This window comes from Rhodobacter sp. Har01 (genome assembly GCF_020564565.1).
Taxonomy (GTDB): domain Bacteria; phylum Pseudomonadota; class Alphaproteobacteria; order Rhodobacterales; family Rhodobacteraceae; genus Pseudogemmobacter.
In genome coordinates this window covers 86,951-110,000 of the sequence record NZ_JAJCTD010000006.1, presented here as the reverse complement: position 1 = coordinate 110,000, position 23,050 = coordinate 86,951, and the positions used below count along the sequence as shown (strand labels likewise).

General features: G+C 68.5%; 25 protein-coding genes. 14 read left to right on the top strand and 11 right to left on the bottom strand.

Going from position 1 to position 23,050, the window contains the following annotated elements:
* Positions 1-71: 71 nt before the first annotated feature.
* Positions 72-251 (top strand): YdcH family protein, encoded by a 180-nt coding sequence (locus LHP98_RS15095; protein WP_227253375.1) that lies wholly within the window; start codon positions 72-74, stop codon positions 249-251.
* A 7-nt stretch (positions 252-258) separates the two neighbouring features.
* On the opposite strand, the gene LHP98_RS15090 is transcribed toward LHP98_RS15095, so the two are convergent.
* The 5 genes from LHP98_RS15090 to LHP98_RS15070 all read right to left on the bottom strand — a co-directional run bounded on the left by LHP98_RS15090 (position 259) and on the right by LHP98_RS15070 (position 5,323).
* Positions 259-1,113 (bottom strand): DMT family transporter, encoded by an 855-nt coding sequence (locus LHP98_RS15090; protein WP_227253374.1) that lies wholly within the window; start codon positions 1,111-1,113, stop codon positions 259-261.
* The gene (locus tag LHP98_RS15085) at positions 1,110-2,264 is read right to left on the bottom strand and encodes a sugar-transfer associated ATP-grasp domain-containing protein (protein WP_227253373.1); all 1,155 of its coding nucleotides are present in this window, start codon (positions 2,262-2,264) and stop codon (positions 1,110-1,112) included. Before LHP98_RS15085 ends, LHP98_RS15090 begins: the two co-directional genes overlap by 4 nt.
* Positions 2,265-2,351: 87 nt before the next feature.
* Complete coding sequence (locus LHP98_RS15080) at positions 2,352-3,077, bottom strand: beta-ketoacyl-ACP reductase (RefSeq protein ID WP_227253372.1); 726 nt, start codon at positions 3,075-3,077, stop codon at positions 2,352-2,354.
* A gap of 104 nt (positions 3,078-3,181) precedes the next feature.
* Positions 3,182-4,357, bottom strand: a complete 1,176-nt coding sequence (locus LHP98_RS15075; RefSeq protein ID WP_227253371.1) for an acetyl-CoA C-acetyltransferase — start codon at positions 4,355-4,357, stop codon at positions 3,182-3,184.
* A gap of 117 nt (positions 4,358-4,474) precedes the next feature.
* Complete coding sequence (locus tag LHP98_RS15070) at positions 4,475-5,323, bottom strand: EAL domain-containing protein (protein ID WP_227253370.1); 849 nt, start codon at positions 5,321-5,323, stop codon at positions 4,475-4,477.
* Between the two features lie 120 nt (positions 5,324-5,443).
* On the opposite strand from LHP98_RS15070, the gene LHP98_RS15065 reads away from it, so the two are divergent.
* From LHP98_RS15065 to LHP98_RS15040, 6 genes are all read left to right on the top strand, one after another.
* Positions 5,444-6,016 carry a DNA-3-methyladenine glycosylase I gene (locus tag LHP98_RS15065; protein ID WP_227253369.1) on the top strand — a complete coding sequence of 191 codons (573 nt, stop codon included), beginning with the start codon at positions 5,444-5,446 and terminating at the stop codon, positions 6,014-6,016.
* A gap of 67 nt (positions 6,017-6,083) precedes the next feature.
* Positions 6,084-6,992 (top strand): thioredoxin family protein, encoded by a 909-nt coding sequence (locus LHP98_RS15060; protein ID WP_227253368.1) that lies wholly within the window; start codon positions 6,084-6,086, stop codon positions 6,990-6,992.
* 27 nt (positions 6,993-7,019) lie between these two features.
* The gene (locus tag LHP98_RS15055) at positions 7,020-7,664 is read left to right on the top strand and encodes an LON peptidase substrate-binding domain-containing protein (protein ID WP_227253367.1); all 645 of its coding nucleotides are present in this window, start codon (positions 7,020-7,022) and stop codon (positions 7,662-7,664) included.
* Positions 7,661-7,843, top strand: coding sequence for a Trm112 family protein (locus LHP98_RS15050; RefSeq protein ID WP_227253366.1), 183 nt, complete (start codon positions 7,661-7,663; stop codon positions 7,841-7,843). The genes LHP98_RS15055 and LHP98_RS15050 overlap by 4 nt, the downstream gene beginning before the upstream one ends.
* 188 nt (positions 7,844-8,031) lie before the next feature.
* Positions 8,032-8,610 carry a DUF6932 family protein gene (locus LHP98_RS15045; RefSeq protein ID WP_413687715.1) on the top strand — a complete coding sequence of 193 codons (579 nt, stop codon included), beginning with the start codon at positions 8,032-8,034 and terminating at the stop codon, positions 8,608-8,610.
* Positions 8,610-9,548, top strand: coding sequence for a hypothetical protein (locus LHP98_RS15040; RefSeq protein WP_227253364.1), 939 nt, complete (start codon positions 8,610-8,612; stop codon positions 9,546-9,548). Before LHP98_RS15045 ends, LHP98_RS15040 begins: the two co-directional genes overlap by 1 nt.
* Before the next feature lie 296 nt (positions 9,549-9,844).
* On the opposite strand, the gene LHP98_RS15035 is transcribed toward LHP98_RS15040, so the two are convergent.
* Positions 9,845-11,110 (bottom strand): UbiH/UbiF/VisC/COQ6 family ubiquinone biosynthesis hydroxylase, encoded by a 1,266-nt coding sequence (locus LHP98_RS15035; protein WP_413687714.1) that lies wholly within the window; start codon positions 11,108-11,110, stop codon positions 9,845-9,847.
* A 46-nt stretch (positions 11,111-11,156) separates the two neighbouring features.
* Between LHP98_RS15035 and LHP98_RS15030 the strand changes: the two genes are divergently transcribed.
* Entirely contained in the window at positions 11,157-12,488 is a 1,332-nt protein-coding gene (locus tag LHP98_RS15030; protein WP_227253363.1) for an amidase, read from the top strand.
* Positions 12,489-12,509: 21 nt separating this feature from the next.
* Here LHP98_RS15030 and LHP98_RS15025 read toward each other — a convergent pair whose 3' ends face one another.
* Positions 12,510-13,040 (bottom strand): TlpA family protein disulfide reductase, encoded by a 531-nt coding sequence (locus LHP98_RS15025; protein WP_227253569.1) that lies wholly within the window; start codon positions 13,038-13,040, stop codon positions 12,510-12,512.
* Positions 13,041-13,077: 37 nt separating this feature from the next.
* Here LHP98_RS15025 and argH point away from each other — a divergent pair, with 37 nt between their 5' ends.
* From argH to LHP98_RS14995, 6 genes are all read left to right on the top strand, one after another.
* Positions 13,078-14,481: an argininosuccinate lyase gene (gene argH / locus LHP98_RS15020; RefSeq protein ID WP_227253362.1), complete on the top strand. Its 1,404-nt coding sequence runs from the start codon at positions 13,078-13,080 to the stop codon at positions 14,479-14,481.
* A gap of 27 nt (positions 14,482-14,508) precedes the next feature.
* Positions 14,509-14,664 carry a hypothetical protein gene (locus LHP98_RS15015; protein WP_227253361.1) on the top strand — a complete coding sequence of 52 codons (156 nt, stop codon included), beginning with the start codon at positions 14,509-14,511 and terminating at the stop codon, positions 14,662-14,664.
* Positions 14,665-14,672: 8 nt separating this feature from the next.
* Positions 14,673-14,831 carry a hypothetical protein gene (locus LHP98_RS15010; RefSeq protein ID WP_227253360.1) on the top strand — a complete coding sequence of 53 codons (159 nt, stop codon included), beginning with the start codon at positions 14,673-14,675 and terminating at the stop codon, positions 14,829-14,831.
* A 173-nt stretch (positions 14,832-15,004) separates the two neighbouring features.
* Positions 15,005-15,343 carry a DUF2834 domain-containing protein gene (locus LHP98_RS15005; RefSeq protein ID WP_227253359.1) on the top strand — a complete coding sequence of 113 codons (339 nt, stop codon included), beginning with the start codon at positions 15,005-15,007 and terminating at the stop codon, positions 15,341-15,343.
* A 31-nt stretch (positions 15,344-15,374) separates the two neighbouring features.
* The gene (lysA, locus tag LHP98_RS15000; RefSeq protein WP_227253358.1) at positions 15,375-16,640 is read left to right on the top strand and encodes a diaminopimelate decarboxylase; all 1,266 of its coding nucleotides are present in this window, start codon (positions 15,375-15,377) and stop codon (positions 16,638-16,640) included.
* A gap of 27 nt (positions 16,641-16,667) precedes the next feature.
* Positions 16,668-19,187 (top strand): TIGR02302 family protein, encoded by a 2,520-nt coding sequence (locus LHP98_RS14995; protein WP_227253357.1) that lies wholly within the window; start codon positions 16,668-16,670, stop codon positions 19,185-19,187.
* Positions 19,188-19,209: 22 nt separating this feature from the next.
* Here LHP98_RS14995 and LHP98_RS14990 read toward each other — a convergent pair whose 3' ends face one another.
* The 4 genes from LHP98_RS14990 to pxpB all read right to left on the bottom strand — a co-directional run bounded on the left by LHP98_RS14990 (position 19,210) and on the right by pxpB (position 23,039).
* Positions 19,210-20,316: a zinc-ribbon domain-containing protein gene (locus LHP98_RS14990; RefSeq protein ID WP_227253356.1), complete on the bottom strand. Its 1,107-nt coding sequence runs from the start codon at positions 20,314-20,316 to the stop codon at positions 19,210-19,212.
* A 128-nt stretch (positions 20,317-20,444) separates the two neighbouring features.
* Entirely contained in the window at positions 20,445-21,212 is a 768-nt protein-coding gene (locus LHP98_RS14985; RefSeq protein WP_227253355.1) for a LamB/YcsF family protein, read from the bottom strand.
* Positions 21,203-22,297, bottom strand: coding sequence for a biotin-dependent carboxyltransferase family protein (locus LHP98_RS14980; RefSeq protein ID WP_227253354.1), 1,095 nt, complete (start codon positions 22,295-22,297; stop codon positions 21,203-21,205). Before LHP98_RS14980 ends, LHP98_RS14985 begins: the two co-directional genes overlap by 10 nt.
* Positions 22,290-23,039, bottom strand: coding sequence for a 5-oxoprolinase subunit PxpB (gene pxpB / locus LHP98_RS14975; protein WP_227253353.1), 750 nt, complete (start codon positions 23,037-23,039; stop codon positions 22,290-22,292). Before pxpB ends, LHP98_RS14980 begins: the two co-directional genes overlap by 8 nt.
* Positions 23,040-23,050: the final 11 nt, after the last annotated feature.

Below are 23,050 nucleotides of genomic sequence, written 5' to 3'. Positions count from 1 at the left end.
TATTGGGGTGACAAGACTCAGGTTTGGTGGTGGATTGGTATCATGTGGGTGTCATGACAAGGAGGACGAACATGACGATTGCTTCGCATCTGGCGGAACTCCGCAAGAAGCACGAGGCGCTGTCCGAGATGGTCGCAGAGGCCCAGCGGAGCCCCGGGTCGGATGACCTCCAGATTTCCGAATGGAAGAAGCAGAAGCTGAAGCTGAAGGAAGAGATCGAGCGTCTGACCCATCAGGACCAGCACCACTAGGGCGCGGTCACGGTGTGCGGCGCGCCGCAAGCGCCGCGCCCGCCGTGATCAGCACCGCGGCCAGGGCCAGGGTCCAGGTCGCAGAGGCGATGCCGGCGGCCACCAGGGTCAGCGTGGACAACAGCGGCGCGGCATAGGAGGCGACACCCAGCAGCTGGATGTCGCCTTTCTTCATTCCCAGATCCCAGGTGAAGAAGGCGGCGCCCACCGGCCCCAGGCCCAGGCCCAGCACCGACAGCCAGCCCGTCGCGCCTTGCGGCCAGACCGTCTGCTCCAGCGCCAGATGCGCCGGGATCGACAGCACGGCCGTGGCCAGGCAGAACACCGTGACGCTTTCCGTCGGCACGCCGCCCAGCCGCCGCGACAACACCGAATAGGCCGCCCAGGTCACCGCGCAGCCAAAGGCCAGCCCGTAGCCCAGGCCCGAGGTCGCCCCGCCGCCCTCGTCGCGGCCCAGCACGATCAGCGCCACGCCGCCAAAGGCCACCAAGGCCCCCGCCACATGCCCCGCGGTCAGCCGCTCTCCCGGCAGCAGGCCCGAGAACAGCACGATGAACAGCGGCCAGAGATAGGCGATCAGCCCGGTCTCGGCCGCGGGGGCAATGCGGAAGGCGGTGAAATACAGGAAGTGATAGCCGAACAGGCCCAGCGTGCCGAAGGCATAGACCTTCCACGACACCCCGCGCAACACGCCGAGGCCCTTGCGCAGGGTCCAGACCAGCCCGATCAGCCCGCCGATGCCAAAGCACAGCGCATTCAAGAGGAACGGCGGCACCGGCGCGCTGCCGATGGTCAACAGCGCCAGCAGCGCCCACATCAGGATGGCGGTAAAGCCGATGGCCGTGGCCCTGGCGCGGGTCATGGCAGCGGGGCATTCCTCACCTTGCCCGCGATGCCCCGCATCCGCTCGCGGACGGCCCGCAGCTTCGGCAGCAGATCCGGGTTCAACACGCCCCGCGCGAAGGCGATCTGATAGGACGCATGATGCGGATTGCCGTTCACCTCGGTCACCAGCGGGCCGCGGTCCGAGAGCAGGATGTCCACGCCCAGCAGGCCCCAGCCCTTGACGCAGCGATGCGCGGCCTGGGCCAGCCGCAGCGCCTCGGCAAAGTCGGGCAGCACGGCACCGGCCCAGGGCGCGCCCGTCACCGGGTTCACCTCAAGGTCCGTCCCGCCCATCTGCCGGCGGTCCTGCGCCCGCAGCACCTGGCCGCGCTGCGCGTCGATGGCCGCATAGCCGCCCAGCGGCCCCGAGGCGGAATCCACCATCGCCCCGACGCCGGGGAACTTCAGGGCCGTGTACAGCGTCTCGGGGCCGCTGCCGGCATCGACCGAGGCCACCCGCAGCGTGCCGATCACCGGGCCGATCAGCGCCGCAAGCTGCGGATGCGGCCGCACCAGCTCCTGAAACAGGAACCCGCGGGAATGGTCGCGCCAGATCTCGGCGACCAGATCTTCCGGCGTCACCCGCTTGCCGTCGCCCAGGCGCAGCCGGCCCTCGCTGTCCAGCTCCAACAGACTGGCCGCCCCGGCCGCCAGACTGCCATGCACCGGCTTGCCGAAACAGGGCAGGGTGCCCGGCTCGCGCAGAAAGGCCAGCGTCGCCTCGGGGCTGTCCAGCCAGCGCAGGCCCTCGCCCGGGTCGGCCTCGGCGGCCACCGCCAGAATGCGCGGTTGCGGCAGCCCGGCCGCGGTAAACAGCGCATGTCCGACCAGCTTGTCGGTCATCGCAACCACCTCGCCCCTGGCCACCGGCGGGTTCAGCAACTTGTTCAGCGCCGCGTTGACATCCATGCCGACGAAGGCCCGCCGTTCGGCCCGGCTCAGCCCCGGCCGCCAGGCGCCGTGCAGGAAATAGTCGTCCGAGGTCAGCTTGCCGGCCCCGCGCGACAACAGCAGGAATTCAAGCGCGATGCGCCACGGCGCCACGCCCCTTTGCTGCGCGGCATAGACGACCGCCCGGCCGTAGTCGAACTTGCGGCCCTTCGGAGGGTGGGAAAGAATCTGGGTCACCTGGGCCTCGGTCCTTGCTTGCCGGGCGCAGGTTAGCCGCCGCCGCCCGGCACCGCAACGGCGGCCCGGGCGGCGGCGCGACGGGCGTCAGACGAAGAACTGGCCGCCGTTCGCGCTGATCGTCGAGCCGGTGATGAAACCGGCATCGTCGCTGGCCAGGAACACCACGCAGCGGGCAATCTCCGACGGCTCGCCCAGACGGCCCACCGGGATTTGCGGGATGATGCGTTCGGCCAGCACCTTCTCGTCGATGGCCTTGACCATTTCCGTACCGATATAGCCCGGGCAGATCGCGTTCACGGTGATGCCGGCGCGCGCGCCCTCTTGCGCCAGGGCCTTGGTAAAGCCCAGGTCGCCCGACTTGGCCGCCGAGTAATTCGCCTGCCCCGCCTGGCCCTTCTGCCCGTTGATGCTGCTGATGTTGACCACCCGGCCGAACTTGCGGTCGCGCATGCCCGTCCACAGCGGATGGGTCATGTTGAACAGACCCGTCAGGTTGGTGTCGATCACCTCTTTCCACTGGCCCGGGGTCATCTTGTGGAACATCGAATCGCGGGTGATCCCGGCGTTGTTCACCAGCACGTCCACCGGGCCAAGGTCGGCCTCGACCTTCGCGATCCCCGCCACGCAGGCATCGTAGTCGGCGACCGACCACTTGTAGGTCGGAATGCCGGTTTCGGCGGTAAACGCCTTCGCCGCCTCATCGTTGCCCGCGTAGTTCGCCGCAACCTTGTAACCTGCCGCCTTGAGCGCCACCGAGATCGCCGCGCCAATGCCGCGCGACCCGCCCGTAACCAATGCAACCCGTGCCATGCTTCCTCCTCCGGGGATTCGTGTTTGAAATCCTGTTACCGAAACAAAAACGGATGCGCAACTTTATTGCGCACCCGATTTCTGCTTTGCAGCAATCTCCGCGGTCAGCCGCGTTCGAGGCACATGGCCACGCCCATGCCGCCGCCGATGCACAGCGTCGCCAGACCTTTCTTCGCGCCGCTGCGGCCCATCTCGTGCAAGAGCGTGTTCAGGATGCGCGCGCCCGAAGCGCCGATCGGGTGGCCGATGGCGATGGCGCCGCCGTTGACGTTCACCTTGGCCAGGTCCCAGCCCATGTCCTTGTTCACCGCGCAGGCTTGGGCAGCAAAGGCCTCGTTCGCCTCGATCAGGTCCAGGTCGGACACCTTCCAGCCGGCCTTGTCCAGCGCCTTGCGGCTGGCGAAGATCGGGCCGACGCCCATGATCGACGGGTCAAGCCCGGCCGTGGCATAGGACGCGATCCGCGCCAGCACCTTGAGCCCGCGCTTTGCCGCCTCGGCCTCGGTCATCACCAGAACCGCCGCCGCGCCGTCGTTGATGCCGCTGGCGTTGCCCGCCGTCACCGTGCCCTCCTTGGAAAACGCCGGGCGCAGCTTCTGCATGCTTTCCAGCGTGGCGCCGTGGCGGACGTATTCGTCGGCATCCACCACGATGTCGCCCTTGCGGGTCTTCACCGTGAAGGGAATGATCTCGTCCTTGAACTTGCCGGCCTTCTGCGCCGCCTCGGCCTTGTTCTGGCTGGCCAGGGCGAATTCGTCCTGCATGTCGCGGGAAATCTGCCACTGGCTGGCCACGTTTTCCGCCGTGGTGCCCATGTGATAGCCGTTGAAGGCATCCCACAGCCCGTCCTTGATCATCGAATCGATGAAGTTCAGGTCGCCCATCTTCTGGCCCGCGCGCAGATGCGCGACATGGGGCGACAGGCTCATGCTTTCCTGCCCGCCGGCGACCACGATCTTCGCGTCGCCCAGCTGCACGTGCTGCGCTGCCAGCGCCACCGCCCGCAGCCCCGAGCCGCAGACCTGGTTGAGGCTCCAGGCGCTGGCTTCCTTGGCCAGGCCGGCCTTGATCGCCGCCTGACGGGCCGGGTTCTGGCCCTGGCCGGCGGTCAGCACCTGGCCCAGGATGGTTTCCTCGACTTCGGCCTTGTCGATGCCGGCGCGGGCCACCACGGCCTCGATCACCGCGGCACCCAGGTCATGCGCCGGGGTGTTGGCAAAGGCGCCGTTGAAGCTGCCCACGGCGGTGCGTCCCGCCGAAACGATTACGACATTGGTCATCTGATCCCTCTCCCGAAAGCCGGCGCAACGCGCGTCACGTTCGCCTTAGGGGGCAAAGATCACAAGCGCAACAAACTTGCGCAAGCAGATTGCCGCAGATGCGATATGGCTTTGGTCTCAGTCCGGCTTGCGGCCGTTGCGAAAGCGGGTGAAGTCCGGGTTCACCTCGGGCGCGCCGAACAGATAGCCCTGCAGGCAGCCGACGCCGTGGTCGCGCAGCCAGTTCGCCTCGGACGGGGTTTCCACCGCCTCGGCCACCAGGAACATGCCGAACTCGCGCGCCAGCGCGATGGCGGCCTTCACCACCTGCTGATTCCCGGACTGCCGTTCGATGCCGCGAACGAAGCGTCCGTCAATCTTGGCGATGTCGAAGGCAAAGTCGCGCAACAGCAAAAGCGAGGTGGCGCCGGCGCCGAAATCGTCCAGCGTGAAGGCAATGCCCTCCGGGCGCAGATCCTCCATGAAGGGTCGCAGCACGTCGGGCATCTGCATCGCGCTGGCTTCGCTGATCTCCAGGATCAGGCCGCGCCCCAGGCCGGGATGCGCCCGCAGCGCCTGCCGCAGCAGGTGCGTCCAGGGTTTGTAGCCGACCGAGCGCGCCGACATGTTCACCGCGATTCGGATGCCCGGGTTGCGTTGCAGTGTCAGCAGCCCCAGTTGCAGGGCGGCGACGTCGATTTCGCGCCCCAGTTCCTGGGTTTCGGCCACCTCCATGAAGTCCTTTGCGGGGATCACCCGGTCGCTCGGGTCCAAGAGGCGGATGTAGCCTTCGTAGAACCCGATGATCGAGGTATCGGCGGAATAGACCGCCGGCTGGAAAGCCAGCCGCATCCGCCGCAGCGTCAGCGCCGCGCGCACCATCGCCAGGGTCTCGCGGTCGGCGGACGACACCGCCACCGCCAGCGGCGAGGCAATGTCGGGTTCCAGATCGAAAAGCGGCCGTTTCGGCCCTCTGTGAAAGCTCATCGCGCGTCCCTGCGCCCCATGTCGTTCGCATCCCGGCTGACAGACTGCGTCGGGAAGGGTAAAACCCGGCTGAAGGTTCGGTATTTGTCTCGAACTTGCCCGATTTTCCGAAGGTGCCCGATGTCTCAAGACCGCTGCCCCTGGTGCGGCACCGACCCGCTCTATGTGTCCTACCACGACACCGACTGGGGCCGGCCCGAGCGTGACCCCCGCGCACTGTGGGAAAAGCTGGTCCTCGACGGCTTCCAGGCCGGCCTGGCCTGGATCACCATCCTGCGCAAGCGCGACAGCTTCCGCGCCGCCTTCCAGGGCTTTCACCCCGAGGTCATCGCCACCTGGGGCGAACCCGAAGTCGCCCGTCTCTTGGCCGACCCCGGCATCGTCCGCCACCGCGGCAAGATCGAGGGCACGATCCGCAACGCCCGCGCCTACCTGGCCATCGAAGCCGCCGAAGGCTTCTCCCCCTTCCTGTGGTCCTTCGTCGGCGGCACCCCCCTGCAACCCCGCGTCACCCACTCCTCCCAGGTGCCCACCGAAACCCCCGAAAGCCGCGCCATGTCGCGCGCGCTCAAGGCCCGCGGCTTCACCTTCTGCGGCCCCACCATCACCTACGCCTTCATGCAGGCCACCGGCCTGGTGAACGACCACCTCGTCACCTGCCCCGCCCACGCCGAATGCGCCGCCCTCGCCTGACCTGCCCCCTTGGCACCCGGCCCCCCAGGCCTCATATAGACGCCAAACCTGCCAGATGAGGGACGACATGCTTGGACTTGGCGACACCCCCGCCGCGCCTGCCCCCGCCGACATCATCAAGGACGGCACCGAGGCCAGCTTCATGGCCGACGTCATCGACGCCTCGCGCGAGGTGCCCGTCATCGTCGACTTCTGGGCCACCTGGTGCGGCCCCTGCAAGACCCTCGGCCCGGCGCTGGAATCCGCCGTCACCGCCGCCAAGGGCAAGGTCCGCCTGGTCAAGATCGACGTCGACCGCAACCAGGCCATCGCCGCCCAGATGCGCGTCCAATCCATCCCCACCGTCTACGCCTTCTTCCAGGGCCAGCCGGTCGACGGCTTCCAGGGCGCGCTGCCGCCCTCGGACGTCAAGAAATTCGTCGACAAACTCGCCGCCATGGCCGGTGACGGCGGCCTGGCCGATGCCCTTGCCGCGGCCGAGGACATGCTCGCCCAAGGCGCGCTGGCCGACGCCTCGGAAACCTTCGCCGCCATCCTCGGCGAGGAACCGGAAAACCCCGCCGCCTACGCCGGCCTCGCCCGCACCCACCTTGCCGCCGGCAACCTTGACCAGGCCGAAGCCTTCCTCGCCGCCGCCCCGCCCGCCATCGCCAAATCCAAGGATGTCGAAGCCGCCAAGGCCCAGCTCGAACTCGCCCGCCAGGCCGCCAATGCCGGCCCCGAGGCCGAACTCCGCGCCGCCGTCCAGGCCGACCCCAACAACCACCAGGCCCGCTTCGACCTCGCCATCGCCCTCAACGCCGCCGGCAAGGTCGAGGAAGCCGTCGACGAACTCCTCGACCTCTTCCGCCGTGACCGCGAATGGAACAACGGCGCCGCCCGCACCCAGCTCTTCACCCTCTTCGACGCCCTGAAACCGCAAGACCCCATCGTCCTGAAAGGCCGCCGCCGCCTTTCCTCGATGATCTTTGCCTGATCGCGGTCGCGGCCTATGTCAAAGCCCATGATCCAGGCCGCAGACCTCCCCGACCTCATCCCGATCTTCCCGCTTCCGGGCGCGCTCCTCCTCCCGCGCGCCCGCCTGCCCTTGCACATCTTCGAACCGCGCTACCTCGCCATGGTCGAAGACGCGCTGAAGACCCGCGCCCGGCTGATCGGCATGATCTGCCCGCGCGAAACCCCGTCCGGCGAGAAACGCCTCAACGCCATCGGCTGCGCCGGCCGCATCACCGGCTTTTCCGAAACCGAAGACGGCCGCTACATGATCACCCTCTCCGGCATCTCGCGCTTCCGCCTCCGCGAAGAGGTGCAGGGCTTCGCCCCCTACCGCCGCTGCACGGTGGACTGGACCCCCTTCGCCCGCGACCTCGGCCTCCCCGAATCCGACCCCGGCCTCGACCGCCCCGCCTTCCTGCGCACCCTCGGCCGCTACTTCGCCTCGCAGAAACTCGCCTCCGACTGGGACAGCCTGAAACAGGCCGAGCCGGAACTGCTGGTCAACGCCATCTCGATGCTCTGCCCCTTCTCGCCCGAGGACAAACAGGCCCTGCTCGAGGCGCCCAGCCTGTCGACCCGGCGCGAAACCCTCGTCACCCTGATCGAATTCGCCCTCCGCGGCGGCAAATCCTCCGAGGACCTGATCCAATGACCGACCCCGTCACCCCCGACCGCCGCATGCTGGAATCCCTCGTCTGCCCCCTGACCCACGCCGTCCTGACCTACGACGCCGAGCGACAAGAGCTGATCTCCAAAGCCGCCCACCTGGCGTTTCCGATCCGAGACGGCATCCCCGTGATGCTGGTGAGCGAGGCGCGGCAGGTGGAGTGAGGGGGGCGGAGTCGGCCCGGAGCTGCGTTTCGCATCATCGAGTGCCACGCCCTGAAGCGGCCACTCGTCCGCGCCGCCGCAATATTTTTTTTGCGAGATCGAGACAGCGCTTCGGAACGTGTTGTTTACCATTTGGACGCGATGGTGCATGAACGCATTCAATCACAGCAAGCTGGGAGGGCTTCGCCGTGCCCTTGCCCTCGTTCGACTTGCGGGGCCTGCTGCCACCATTCGTTGGCGCGGACGCCGCTACTCACGACCGCTCGCCCTACTGGGTCACGATGCCGGAGCTTGCGGCCGCATTCGGCACGACACCCCACCGGCAACAACTGTTGCGCAACCTCATCGCCTACCGCGCGCTCCTCGCGCAGGAGGGCTATGTGGGCGGCATCCAGTTCATTGACGGCAGCTTCGTGGAAAACGTGGAGGCACTGAACCGGAACCCAAGCGACATTGACGTGTTCAGCATCCTGAGCGCGCCGCCCAGGTATCTGACTGACCCTGCGGCATGGCAGGCGACGGGGCTCCCGTTCTGGAATGCCGAGGTGGCCAACCGCGACCTTAACAAGCAGAGGTTCAGCCTGGACACCTATGCCGTGTTGTTTGAGGAGCGGCAGGCGCAGCCGATGAACCTCATCGGCGACATCATCTACTGGTATGGGCTGTTCTCACATCAGCGCGACACGTTCGCCTGGAAGGGCTTCGCCGGGCTCGCCCTTGACCCCGCCGCTGACCAGGTCGCACTGTCCCAGCTTGGGGGTCCGTGATGCCCGTCCTGCTCTCAATCGAGGCCCTAGAGGCTGACCGGCGCTATGTAGAGCGGCAGATCACTGAGGCTGGCGACAGCCCATGGGGCACTGCGCGCCTAATGTGGCAAAGCCGCCTTGCGGACATTGATCAACAAATTGCTGCTCTCGCGGCTGGCCGCTCCAGCTACGCCTCTGTCGCCGTGATCTTTGACGGCAACCCGGTCATTGGTTCGGGTGACATTCGGCTGGACTTCACGACCGAGGCGCTGGACAGCTACCAGAAGGTAGTGACATTGGCGCTTGCCTCGCACAATGGTGTGGAATTGTCTGAGCGCGGGAGGCTGCCCGCTGGCGACCAGGCCCGCCTGTTCATCCGCGACCTGGTTCACGGCTCCATGGGCTTCATCCTTGAAGAGCTACCGCCCCAGCAACAGGAGATGCTGCCTTCGCACCTCAAGGAGGCTGTCGAGGACACGACCCAGCTCATCACCAACCTCAGCGCTGGGACTGATGCGGAGTTTGAGGCCACCCTGGAGTTGACCCAGCCGCGCCTGGTAGCTGCGGTGCAGAAGTTCGCCAAGGTCCTGTTTGACGCTGGCGCAAGCACCCGCATTGTTGGTGACGAGCGGCGGCTGGCCCTCTCCATTGATGATGTTGGTCGCCTGTCCCGTCGCCTGGGCGAGGTGGAGATGACTGAGGAAGTGGTCCCGGTCGACGGGGTGCTCCTGGGCGTCCTGCCTGAGGCACGCAAGTTTGAGCTGAAGTTGCTCGAGGGCACCATGGAGGGCGCCGTTTCTGAGGACCTGGCCTTTAAATACACATCGGACGTGGCATTCAAGGAGCGGCTTCTCCTGCAACCCGTCCGGGCTCAGGTGAAGTTCATCCGCACGAAACGGAACGGGCGGCTGGTCAAGGAGCGGCGCGTGCTTGAAGCGCTGGAGCCCACGGCTGAGTGATCAGAAGACAGTGACCGGCTGGTGGGGTCGGAGAATGCTAGCGGCGGGCACAGTCCGCAAACTGCGCGTTTCTGTCGCTCGGATGACGATGCCGAATGGCCGCCATGGACGGTTTCTGCAGGTGCAATGCCGCGAGTTCACAGGCACCTTTCCCCCTTGCGGTCAGCAGTCTGCCGGACACACAAAACCCCCAATCCTTAACAAATCATGAAAATGGATTCATAACCCATTGATTTCAAACGACCGAGGAAGTGTCCCATCATGGGACATGGGGGGAATCCTTTGCGGCTCCAAACCTACAAAGGCTTGCCCGCCAGCAGCCGGGGAAGCTCCCCCTCCAGCCCCGCCGCCTGCCGGATGAACCGCCGCCTCAGCCCCGGCAGGGCGTTCACGACCCCCATCCCCAGATCCCGCCCCATCCGAAGCAGAGGGTTGTCGTTGGAAAAGATCCGGTTCACCGCGTCCATCCCCAGCGCAAGCGCCGTCGCATCGAACCGCCGCCACCGCTGATACTCGCCCAAAGGCACCGCCGACCCGATATCCTCGCCCCGCCGCGCCGCATCGACCACCACCTCGGCCAGGGCGCCCACGTCGCGCAGCCCCAGGTTCAGCCCCTGCCCCGCAATCGGATGCACCCCATGCGCCGCGTCCCCCACCAGCGCCACCCGGTCCGCGACGAACCGCTCGGCCAGCGAAAGGCTCAGCGGATAGGTGAACCGCTCCCCCGCCAGCGCGATCTCGCCCAGGAACCCGCCGAACCGCGGCTGCAAGGCCGCAAGGTACCCGGTATCGTCCAGCGCCTGGATCTCGGCGGCCACTGCATCCGCCTCGGACCAGACGATCGAGGACTGGTGCCCCCCCGGCAGCGGCAGAATGGCCAGCGGACCCGAGGGCATGAAGTACTGGTACGCCGTCCCCTCGTGGTCCCGCTCGTGGTGCACCGCCGTCACCAGCGCGGTCTGGCCATAGCCCCAGCCGATCCGCTTGATCCCGGCCCGTTCCGCCACGCCCGAGCCGCGCCCGTCGCAGCCGACCAGCAATCGCCCCGCCAAGGTCCGCCCCGAGGCCAGCTTCGCCGCCACGCCCGCCGCCGTCACCTCTTGCGCGACCACCGTCTCGCCGGGAAAGAGCGTGATCCCTTCGGTCGCCTGCATCGCCGCAAGGAAGGCTGCGTAAAGGAACCGGTCCTCCAGCATGAACCCCATCGGGCCTTCCTCGATCTCGTCGGCATCGAAGGTCAGGAAGAACGGCGCCGGGCCTTCACCGGGACGGCCGTCCGACGTCTTGATCTTGAGGATCGGCTGCACTTGCGCCGCCACCCGCGGCCAGACGCCGATGCCTTCCAGCAGCCGTTTCGAGGCGATGGCCAGCGCATAGGCCCGGCCGTCGAAACCCGCCTCTGCCCGCGCCGTGGCCGGCCTCGCGTCGATCACTGCCACCGTCAGCCCGGACCGTGCCAAGGCCAAAGCCAGGGCGGGGCCGTTCAGCCCGCCACCCGCGATCAGCACATCCGCCTGGATTTCCATCCCGGTGAAGTAGCCCCACGGCCCGGGATTGTCCATGCGGCCCGCAGCCGCTACGGTCCCCGGACGCAACGCGGGGTGACGGATGAAGGGAACCTGGTTCCACATGTCGGCGGCCGATCTTGGCCGCTCGATCGGCGAGGGCCGCATCAACCCGGTCGAACTGACCGAGGCCTTCCTGGACAAGATCGCCGCCCATCCGCTGGCCCCTCGGATCTATGCCCGCGCCACCGAGACGCGTGCCCGGGGCGAGGCGATGGGTGCCGCTACCCGGGCAAAGACCGGCCTGCGCAAGGGCATCCTCGACGGCGTGCCGGTCAGCTGGAAAGACCTGTTCGACACCGCGGGGGTGGCGACCGAGGCCGGCAGCGCGCTGCTGCGCAACCGCATTCCGCTGCGCGACGCCGCGGTGCTGGAAACCGCCACGCTGTCGGGTCTGGTCTGCCTGGGCAAGACCCAAATGTCGGAACTGGCGTTCTCGGGCCTGGGCCTGAACCCCGTCACCGCCACGCCTCCCTGCCTGAACGATGACCAGGCGGTGCCGGGCGGGTCTTCTTCCGGCGCGGCGACCTCGGTCGCCTTCGGCCTGGCGCCGGCCGCCATCGGGTCGGACACCGGTGGCTCGGTCCGCATACCGGCGGCCTGGAATGACCTGGTCGGGCTGAAGACCACCGCCGGCCGGCTGCCGCTGACCGGCGTCGTTCCCTTGTGCGAACGCTTCGACACCGTCGGCCCGATCGCCTTTACCGTCGAGGACTGCGCCCTGCTATTGGGCGCGATGGAGGGCCGCACCCCCACCGACCTGGAGGGCGCCGACCTGACCGGCGCGCGGCTGGCGATCCTGGAAACCGTTGCCCTGGACCAATTGCGCGAACGCCCCGGCAACGGGTTCGACGATGCCTGCGTGCGGCTGTCGCACGCGGGTGCGCGGATCAGCCGGATCAAGGCCCCCGAAGTCACCGAGGCCATGGCGCTGACGGTGCCGCTTTTCACCGGCGAAGCCTACGGCATCTGGGCCGCGACCATCGAGAAGGCGCCGGAAAAGATGTTCCCCCGCATTCTTGAGCGGTTCCGCGCCGGCGCCGCGGTCACCGCGCCAGACTATGTCGCGGCCTGGCGGCGGCTAGAGGTGCTGCGCCGGGTCTGGCACGACCGCACGGCGGGCTTTGACGCGGTGATCCTGCCCACTTCGCCCATCCTGCCGCCAAATGCGGACCGGCTGATGACCGACCAGGATTACTACGTCACCGAGAACCTGCTGGCGCTGCGCAACACCCGCATCGGCAATCTGATGGGCCTGTGCGCCCTGACCCTGCCCACCTGCGAGCCGTCCTGCGGCATCTCGCTGATGGCCGCACCGGGGCACGAAGACCGGCTGCTGCGGCTGGGGGTGGCGGCCGAACGCGCATTGCATTGACCCCGGGGCAATGTCCGGCGGTCAGTTGCCCGCCATCATCGCCGCCAGCACGGCCTTGGCGCTGTCGCTGGACCAGTCGGCATCGCCGATCAGCCGGGCGACCTCCTGGCCATCGGGATTCAGGATCACCGTCACCGGCAGGCCCAGAACGCCCATCTGCTTGCCCAGTGCCGATTTCGGGTCGCGCAAGCTGGTCAGGTGCTGCACTTCGGCCTCGGCCCAGAACCGCGCGATGCCTTCCGGCGCATTGCGGCCCGTTGCCACCGGCACCACTGCCAGGTCCGGCAGCGCCGCCTGCAGCGCGTCCAGGCTGGGCATCTCGGCCCGGCAGGGTGGGCACCACGTCGCCCAGAAGTTCAGCACCACCCATTTGCCGTGGAAGTCCGCCAGGCTGGCCGGCGCATCGTCCATCGTGACCAGGGCCACCTCGGGTATTGCCACCGCTGCTTCATGCAGCGCCAGTTTCTTCATGTCGCCGTCGCGCAGGGCGGCCACATCGGCCAGGGCCCCGTTTGCACCAAGCGCCAAGGCCGTATAAAGCACCGCGAGCAGTTTCCGCACAGCCGTCTCCAATTCCGCAGGCCCTCCGATGACCGCTTCCGACAAATCCCGGTCCGCCAACCAGATGTGGGGCGGGCGCTTCGCCGAAGGGCCGGACGCGATCATGCAGGCGATCAACGCCTCGATCGGGTTCGACCAGCGGCTTTACGCGCAGGACATTGCCGGTTCGCGCGCCCATGCCGCCATGCTGGCGGCGACGGGCATTCTGAGCGATAGCGATGCGCAGGCCATCGGGGAAGGCCTGCTCACGGTGTTGTCAGAGATCGAGGCCGGCTCGTTCCGGTTCCGCACCGAGCTGGAGGACATCCACCTGAACGTGGAATCCCGCCTGACCGAGCTGATCGGAGAACCCGGCAAGCGGCTGCACACCGGACGGTCGCGCAACGACCAGGTGGCGGTGGACTTCCGCCTCTGGGTCCGCGACCAGTGCGATGCGGCGGTTGCCGGGCTGACCACGCTGATGCAAGCGTTCCTCAAGCAGGCCGAGGCCGGGGCCGATTGGGTGATGCCCGGCTTCACCCATCTGCAAACCGCCCAGCCGGTGACCTGGGGTCACCACATGATGGCCTATGTCGAGATGTTCGCCCGCGACCGTAGCCGGCTCCAGGACGCCCGGCGCCGCATGAACGAATGCCCCCTCGGCGCCGCCGCGCTGGCCGGAACGGGGTTCCCCATCGACCGCCAGATGACCGCCGCCGCGCTGGGCTTTGACCGGCCCACGGCAAACAGCCTTGATTCGGTTTCCGACCGCGACTTCGCGCTGGAGTTCCTGGCCGCCAGCAGCATCTGCGCCATGCACCTTTCCCGCTTTGCCGAGGAACTGGTGATCTGGTCTTCCGCGCAGTTCCGCTTCGTCCGCCTGTCGGACCGCTGGACCACCGGCAGCAGCATCATGCCGCAGAAGAAGAACCCCGACGCGGCCGAGCTTCTGCGCGCCAAGCTGGGCCGCATCCTGGGCGCCACGGTGGCCTTGTTCACGGTGATGAAGGGGCTGGCGCTGACCTATTCCAAGGACATGCAGGAAGACAAGGAACAGACCTTCGACGCCGCCGATTCGCTGATGCTGGGTCTGGCCGCGATGACCGGCATGGTCGGCGACATGACCGCCAACCGCGACACCCTGCGCACCGCCGCCGCCTCGGGCTTTTCCACCGCGACCGACCTGGCCGACTGGCTGGTGCGAACCCTGGGCCTGCCGTTCCGCGAGGCGCACCACATCACCGGCAGCCTGGTCGCCCTGGCCGAGACCAGGGGCTGCGACCTGCCCGACCTGTCGCTGGCCGACATGCAATCGGTCCACCCCGGCATCACCGAAGGCGTCTTCGCCGTGCTGGGGGTCGAGAACTCCGTCCGCTCGCGCACATCCTACGGCGGCACCGCGCCCGATCAGGTGCGCGCCCAGATCGCCCGCTGGACGGCGGCCTTGGCGTGACGGCCCGCGCCCTGATAGGATAAAGCCATGCGCCTTGCCCTTCTGACCCTGCCGCTTGCCCTTGCCGCCTGTGTCGGCCCGCAGTTGAACGCGGGCCTTTCCATCGGCCCGAATGGCGCCCGGGTGTATCCCAGCGTCTCTGCCGGCCTCGAGGGCGGCGGGACCATTTCCTATTCGCCATGAGGACCTGCATGAACCGCCCGACCGCCCTGCGCCCCCTAGCCCCCATCCTGCTGGCCCTCTGCCTTGCGGCCTGCGCCTCCGGCATGCCCGCCAAGCCCGTCCCGATGGGCGCCGACATGTCCGAGGTTCTGGAACACGGCGGCGGCATCATCGTGCAGTCGCCGTGAGCGCGCGCATGACCCGCCTTCTGCCGGCACTGGCGCTGCTGCTTGCCGCCTGCGGGGCCGATGGCCCGCCGCTGCCGCCCGGCCAGGCCGTTTCGGCCAGCACCGCCGGCCGCTAGGCCTGGACGCCAGGCCGTCCGCCGCTACCTTCCGGCCAACCTACAGCGGAGCCCGCCATGCGCCTTCTATTCCTTGCCCTTGCGATCTGGGGCGCCGTCCATCCGATGTATTGGTTCCTGCGCCACATGCGGGAAACCGGCACCGGCCTGGGCGGGCTGATCGACGCCTGGTATGTCAACGCTTCGACCACCGGCCTGACCTGGGACCTGACCATTGCCGCCGTCACCCTGACCGTCTGGGTGCTGGGCGAAACGATCTATCGCAAGGCCTGGCTGAACCTGCTGGCCATTCCGGCCACCTTCTGCATTGGCGTCTCTTGCGGCCTGCCGCTGTATCTGTGGCTGCGCAGCCGCCCGGCCCCGGGCCAGGTTGGCGCCCCGCGGCTGTTCTGCTAACACCGCCGCAACAGCCGGCACGAGGGGCACGATGGACCATTTCCTGTACCAGGGCGGCATCCTGCACGCCGAAGATGTGGCCATCCCCGACATCGCCGCCAGCGTCGGCACGCCGTTCTACGTCTATTCCACCGCCACGCTGACCCGGCACTTCCGCCTGTTCACCGAGGCGCTGTCGCCGCTGCCGCATCTGGTGTGCTTCGCCATCAAGTCGCTGTCGAACGTCGCCGTATTGAAAACCCTCGGCGATCTGGGCGCCGGGATGGACGTGGTGTCCATCGGCGAATACCTGCGGGCCAAGGCCGCCGGCGTGCCAGGCAGCCGCATCGTGTTTTCCGGCGTCGGTAAGACCCGGGCGGAAATCCGCACCGCGCTGGAAGGCGGCATCCGCCAGTTCAACGTCGAATCCGAACCCGAACTGCGGGCGATCTCCGCAATCGCCAGCGCCATGGGCACCACCGCCCCCATCGCGCTGCGCGTCAACCCCGACGTCGACGCCAAGACCCACGCCAAGATCGCCACCGGCAAGTCGGAGAACAAGTTCGGCATTCCCATCGCCAAGGCCCGCGCCGTCTATGCCGAGGCCGCGGCGCTGCCCGGCCTGAAGGTGGTGGGCGTCGATGTCCATATCGGCAGCCAGCTGACCGACCTTGCCCCCTTCGAGGCCGCCTTCCTCAAGGTCCGCGAACTGACCCTGGCCTTGCGCGAGGACGGCCACCAGATCACCCGGCTCGATCTCGGCGGCGGGCTTGGCATCCCCTACACCCGATCAAACGAGGCGCCGCCCTTGCCCACCGACTACGGATGGATGATCAAGCGCACGCTGGGCGATCTGGGCTGCGAGATCGAGATCGAGCCGGGCCGGCTGATCTCGGGCAACTCGGGCCTCCTGGTGACGCAGGTGATTTACGTCAAGGAAGGCGAGGGGCGCGATTTCCTGATCCTCGATGCCGCGATGAACGACCTTGCCCGCCCGTCGATGTATGACGCCCACCACGACATCCTGCCGGTGGCCGAACCCGCCCCCGGCAGCCCGACGCAGCCCTTCGACGTGGTCGGCCCGGTGTGTGAGACCGGCGATACCTTCGCCCGCGGCCGCGACCTGCCGCTGCTGGCGGAAGGCGACCTGGTCGCCTTCCGCAGTGCCGGCGCCTATGGCGCGGTGATGGCCAGCGAATACAACAGCCGCCCGCTGATCCCCGAGGTCTTGGTGCAGGGCGATCAATTCGCTGTCATTCGCGAACGGCCGACCTTTGACGAAATCCTTGGCCGCGATAAGCTTCCTTCCTGGCTGTAGCGCAAGCAGCCAAAGGGATCTGGCGGCATGGCGGCGGAAAGACCCGACAACACGGCCCTTCCTGCCCTTGTCTGGCCCCGCCGGCTGACCCTGCTTGGCCTTTGGGCCGAACGCCTGTCGCGCGCCTTCTGGCCATTGTGGACGATCCTGCTGCTGGCCTTTGCCGCCGCGGCCTTCGGCCTGCAGGACCTGGGGCCGCTGCTCTGGGTGCAGATCGGCGCCGGTCTTGCCGGCCTTGCGGCGCTGGTCGCCCTGATCTTCGGTTTGCGCAGCTTTCGCCGCCCGACCGAGGCCGAGGCGCTTGATCGGCTGGACGCCACCCTGCCCGGCCGCCCCATCGCCGCGCTGACCGATACGCAGGCCATCGGCGCCGACGACCCGGCCTCGCTGGCCGTCTGGCAGGCCCACAAGGCCCGCATGGCCGCCCGCGCGGCAACCGCCAAGCCCGTGGCGCCCGACCTGAAACTGTCGTCCCGCGACCCCTACAGCTTGCGCTACGTCGCCCTGACCGCCGCCGTCATGGCAGCGCTTTTCGGCTCGTTCTGGCGGGTGACCTCGGTCGCCGGTCTGGCCCCCACCCCGGCCGAGGCAATGCCCGGCGGCCCCACCTGGGAAGGCTGGGCGCAGCCGCCCGCCTATACCGGCAAGCCGACACTGTACCTGAACGACCTGGCCGAGGGCAAAGTCGAGGTGCCCGTCGGCACCCGCATCCAGATTCGTGTCTATGGCCCCACAGGCAGCCTGACGGTTGACCAGACCATCGCCCAGGTCACCCCGCCCCCTGCCGCCGACCCCGCGAGACCGCAAGCCGCCGCCGCCCCGCCCGACGGGCTGTCGGCGCTGACCGACCTGACCGTCAGCCAGTCGGGCAAGCTGGCCATCGACGGCAAGGGCGGCCGCGCCTGGGACATCGTGGCCATTCCAGATGGCCAGCCCGCAGTGGAAATCGCCGGCGAGATCGGGCGCGAAGCGGACGGGCGCTTCAAGCAGGGCTTCAAGGCCACCGACGATTACGGCGTGGTGGCCGGGCAGGTGACGATCAGCCTGGACCTGGCCGCCATCGACCGCCGCCACGGGCTGAGGCCCGACCCCGAACCCATCGCCCCAGTGGTGCTTGACCTGCCGATGCCGGTCAAGGGCGACCGGGCCGACTTCAGCGAAATCCTGATCGACGATCTGTCGCAGCATGTGCTGTCGAACATGCCGGTCACCATGGTCTTTGCGGTGACCGATGCCGCCGGCCAGACGGTCGAGGCCAAGCCCTATTCCGTGGCCCTGCCCGGCCGCCGCTTCTTTGACCCGGTCGCCGCCGCGGTGATCGAGATGCGGCGCGACTTGATCTGGAACCGCGTCAACGCCGATCGCGTGGTCGACCTCTTGCGCGCCGTCACCCACCGGCCCGAAGGCTTTGTCCGGTCGGAAAATGCCCATCTGCGGCTGCGAGTGGCGCTGCGGCAACTGGACAAGTCGGCCGGTGCCCTGACCACCGAGGGCCGCGATGCGATGGCCGAAGAGCTGTGGACCATCGCCCTGATGTTCGAGGAAGGCGATCTGAACAGCGCCTATGACCGGCTGCAGCGCGCGCAGGACCGGCTTGAGGAAGCCATCAAGAACGGCGCCTCGCCGGAAGAAATCGACGAACTGATGAAGGAAATGCAGCAGGCGATGCGGGACTATACCCGCGAACTGGGCGAAGAAGCGCAGCGCAACCCGCAAGAGCAGATGCCGGGCCAGGAGGGCCAGGAGATCACCGGCGACCAGTTGCAGCAGATGCTGGACGAGATCCAGCGCCTGATGGAAGAAGGCAAGACCGCCGAGGCCATGGCGCTGATGGAACAGCTGCGCCAGCTGATGGAGAACCTGCAGGTGACCCAGGGCCAGGGTCAGGGCGGCGAAGGCCAGGGCGGCCCCGGCCAACAGGCCATGCGCGACCTGGGCGATACGCTGCGCGATCAGCAAGACCTGTCGGATGACGCCTGGCGCGACCTGCAGGAAGGCCAGAACGGCGGCCAGCCCGGACAGGAACCGGGCCAGGAGCCGGGGCAGGACCCGGGCGACCTGTCCGACCGTCAGCGCGAATTGCGCGACCGGCTGGACGAGTTGCAGGAACGCCAGTTGCCTGGCGACGGCACCGAACAGGGCGAGGCCGGCCGCGACGCGCTGGACCGCGCCGAAGAGGCGATGCGCCAGGCCGAACGGGCGCTGGAAGAGGGCGACCTTGACGGCGCGCTGGACAACCAGGCCGACGCGATGGAAGCCATGCGCGAGGGCCTGAAGGACTTTGGCGAGGCGCTGGCGCAGGAACAGCGCGAGGGCCAGGAAAACGGCGGCACGCAAGAGGCCGGCCGCGCCGATCCGTCCGGCCGCGATCCGCTGGGCCGCGAACCGGGTGATGCCGCGCGCATCGGTTCGGACAAGAACATGGTCCAGAACGACCCCGACAAGCGCGCGCAGGACCTGCTGGACGAGATTCGTCGCCGCTCGGGGCAAGCCGAACGGCCCACGGAAGAGCTGGACTACCTCAAGCGCCTGCTGGACATGTTCTGAACCGACGCCACCCGCGGGGGAGTCAGTTGCCGCCGGTCAGCATCCGCGTCGCACTGTCCATCAACCGGTCAAGCCCGCCGCGCAGGCCATCGACAAACCCCACATAGCTGGTCAGGGCGCCGTCAAGGCTGGGGATGGCCGCGATCAGCCTGGGCGACATCACATACAGCGCCGCGGCCACCACGGCCAGGAAGACCATCAGCACAAAGCCGCTGCGGAACCCGCCTCTGGTCAGGTCGGGCAGGGCGTCCACCGCGGCATCCGGGTCGATCGTCTCTTCGCTTGGCTGCAGGGTCGAGTTGATTTCTTCGACGTCGGGCAGAAGGTCGCGCCGCGCGGCCGGCTTGGCCTGCGGCGGGATCGGCGAATCCGGGTCTTCGCCCTTCAGCATCGCCAGTCGGCGCTGCGCCACGCTCATCGCCGAGCCGGCCGCCTCGACGCCAAGATCGGGCTGCGTCTGCATCTGCCCCTCGGCATCGGCCCGCCGGCTCTCCTCTCTCTGCGCCTCGTGGCGGCGCGCTTCGGTCTCCCGCTCGGCCTCTTCGCGCAGGATCGACAACACCGCGTCGTCCATCTCCGGCCTGGCCGCCAGCACATCCGGCGGCTCGTCCGCCTCGGTCTCGGGATCGTCCGCCAGCACCGCCGCAGGCGCGGCAGGCGGCGTGTCCTCGACCGGGCCGGCAAGCAGCGCCGCCACCGCGGCGGCTTCGGGATCGGCCGCGGGTGCCGCATCCACTGCATCGTCACCGGCCGGGGCCGTTGCCGAGGCGACATCCGCCAGGACCTCGGCCGCCGGTTCGGGCACAGGCTCGGGCTCCAGTTCGGACACAGTCTCGGGCGCCGGTTCTGGCGCCGGTTCGGGCACAGGCTCGACAGCGGGCACGCGCTCCGGCTCGGGCGGTGTTTCAACCGCTTCGGCAGGGGCGGCAACAGCTGCGGTCAGGGTGTCACTTGCGGGGGCGGCCGCTTCGGCCCCAGCCGCTTCAGGCTGCGTCTCTTCGGCCTCGAGCGGACGCTGAAACCAGGTGTGCCCGCAGTTCGAGCACTGCACATCGCGGCCGCCCAGGGGAATGGCGTCCTCGGGCACCTCGTACTGCGCGTCGCAGTTCGGGCACGAAAGCCGCATCATTCCCCTCGTCCGCCATCGTTTTCAATTTGTGTTGTAGCAATGATTTGCTGTCCATCCAAGAGTCTGTGTCCCGTTCTTGATCCTTCTGTTGCCGAAACGATGCCCTGTCCGTCGCATGGCCGCGGCGATCACGCCACCAGCGCCGGGATTGGAAGGATGGAATGGCCGGCTGCTTCCAGGGCCTGGCGCACCGCGCGCGCGATCGAGACCGCCGCGTCGCCGTCGCCATGAACGCAAATGCTGTGGAACGGGGTTTCCAGAATGTTGCCGTCGCGCACGGTGACGCCGGCCCGGTCCACCATCGCCAGCACATGGTCGCGGGCGGCTGCGGGATCGTGCAGAACCGCACCCGGAACGCCGCGCGGCGTCAGCTGGCCGTCCGCCTCGTAAGTGCGGTCGGCAAAGACCTCAAGCGCCACACGAAGTCCGGCCTCCTGTCCGGCGCGCGCCAGTTGTGAAAAGACCGGCGCCAGAAGGATCAGTGCCGGATCGAAACGCTGGATCGTGCGGGCGATGATCCGAGCCATGCCCAGATCGGCAAAGGCCTGGTTGTTCAGCGCCCCATGCGGCTTCACATGGGTGATTGGCCAGCCCTCGCTGCCTGCAATCGCCGCCAGGGCGCCGATCTGATAGGCGACCAGCGCCGCCAGATCGTCCTCGGACAGGCTCTGAGGTCGCCGGCCGAAGCCGTAAAGGTCGGCATAGCCCGGATGCGCCCCGACGCTGACCGATTGGCCGCGGGCCAGTCGCAGGGTTTCCTGCATCACCCGGGGCTCGCCGCCGTGCAGGCCGCAGGCGATGTTGGCACTGGCGACGATCTCCAGCATGGCGCGGTCGTTGCCCATGGCATAGGCGCCCCAGCTTTCGCCCAGATCGGCATTGAGGTTCAGCCGCATGTCGGGTCCTTCCTCTCATCCTCCGGCAGGTGGCCGGGAAAATGGTCCGGCCGCCCCATGTCGACAATGCCGCCGATCAGGTTGGCGCGCGACAGCCCTTCGGTCCAGGTGGCAGCGCCCGGCGGCGGCCCGATGCTGGCCACGGCGCGCAGCAATTCGTTGAGCCGCGCGCGGGCCAGGGCTTCGGCCTGCGCCACGGTGATCGCCGCGAAGCGCAGGCTGTCGCCGGGGCCAAGCGCGCAAAGCCGGGGCAGATCGAGGCCGATCACGGTCGCGATCTTCGGATAGCCACCGGTGGTCTGTGCGTCGGCCAAGAGCACGATGGGCAGGCCGTTGCCCGGGACCTGGACCGCGCCAGGCGTGATGCCGTCCGAGATGATGTCGCCGCCGCGGCCCGGCGCAAAGCTCAGCGCCGGCCCGTCAAGCCGCAGTCCCATGCGGTCGCAGCGCGGCGACACCTGGTAGGGTCCGCCAAGGAAGCGGTCGAACTCGGCCGCCGGGAACCATTCGGACTGGGGGCCGGGAACCACGCGGATCGGCCCCGGCGCCCGCCGCGGCGCATCGGTCAGGACCAGGTCCTGGGTCTCGGGCGCTGCCTCCCCTGCGGCCAGGGTCAGCACGTCCGCGACCTGCAGCGCGCGTCCGTGAAAGCCGCCGAACCCGGCCCTCTGGCAGGTTGACCGGCTGCCCAGAACCATCGGTAGGTCGAAGCCGCCCCGCACGGCGATCAGCCCCGTTCCGCCGCGGTCGGGCGGTGCCAGGTGCAGTGTCTCGCCCGCGGCAAGACTGGTTGCCGTCCAGGGCGGCACCGTTCGGGACCCTCCGTCCTGGCCTTGCACCCGCCCGCGCAGCGTGCCGCTCAGGGCCAGGCGGACGGCGCCGCCTTCGGCCCTGAGCACCGGCGACAGCAGCGCCACCTCCAGCGCCTCGGTTGTGGGCGGGTTCCCGACCAGCGCGTTGACCAGCTGCAGCGCCTCGCGGTCAAGGACGCCGCAGCCGGGCACACCCAGCGACCGCGCATTGCGAAAGCCCTGATCCTGCACCATGGTCCGGGCCCCGGACACCAGCACCCGCAGGCTAGGCATCGGCATCCCCTTCACACAGGGCCGCAAGGTCCAGCGTGCCGGCTTCGGCCCTGTGCCGAAGGGCCTCGGCGGTGGCGCGGGTGACGGGACGGAACTGCACCGTGTCTCCCGGCGCCAGCAGGGCCGGCACCGGGCGGCGGATGTCGAACAGCGGAACCGGGCATTGGCCGACGATGTGCCAGCCGCCGGGGCTGACCCAGGGGTAGATCACGCACATCCGGTTGGCGATGGCCACCGACCCGGCTGGCACCTGGGTCCGCGGCTCGGCCCGCCGCGGGCGCGACAGGTCCGCCGGCAGGTCGCCCATGAACGGCAAGCCGGGCAGGAACCCCAGCGCATAGACGCGGAACCGGACGGTCGCGTGGCGCGCGACGATCTCGGTTGCCGGCAGGCCCAGGGCAGTGGCCAGATCGGCCAGGTCGATGCCGGCCTCGGCATCATAGCAGCAGGGCAGCCGCCAGCTGCGCCCTGCCGGGTGGTCCGCCGGTTCAAGCCGGGCCAGCAGGCGCTGGAGACCCGCGACCAGATCGGCCTGCGAGGTCTGCAGGCAATCGTAGTGCACGGTCACCGAACAGAAGGCACCGGCAACCTCGGACGCGCCCGGCAGGTGGTTCAGCTGGATCGCCCGGCGGATGGCGGCCTCGGCGACCGCGACCCGGGCCGCGGCGGCGGCGCCCACTTCATCGGCCAGCTCCAGCGTCACGGCGGAATCGGCCAGTGGACGGATGGCCAGGGCCTTCATTCCCCCGGCCC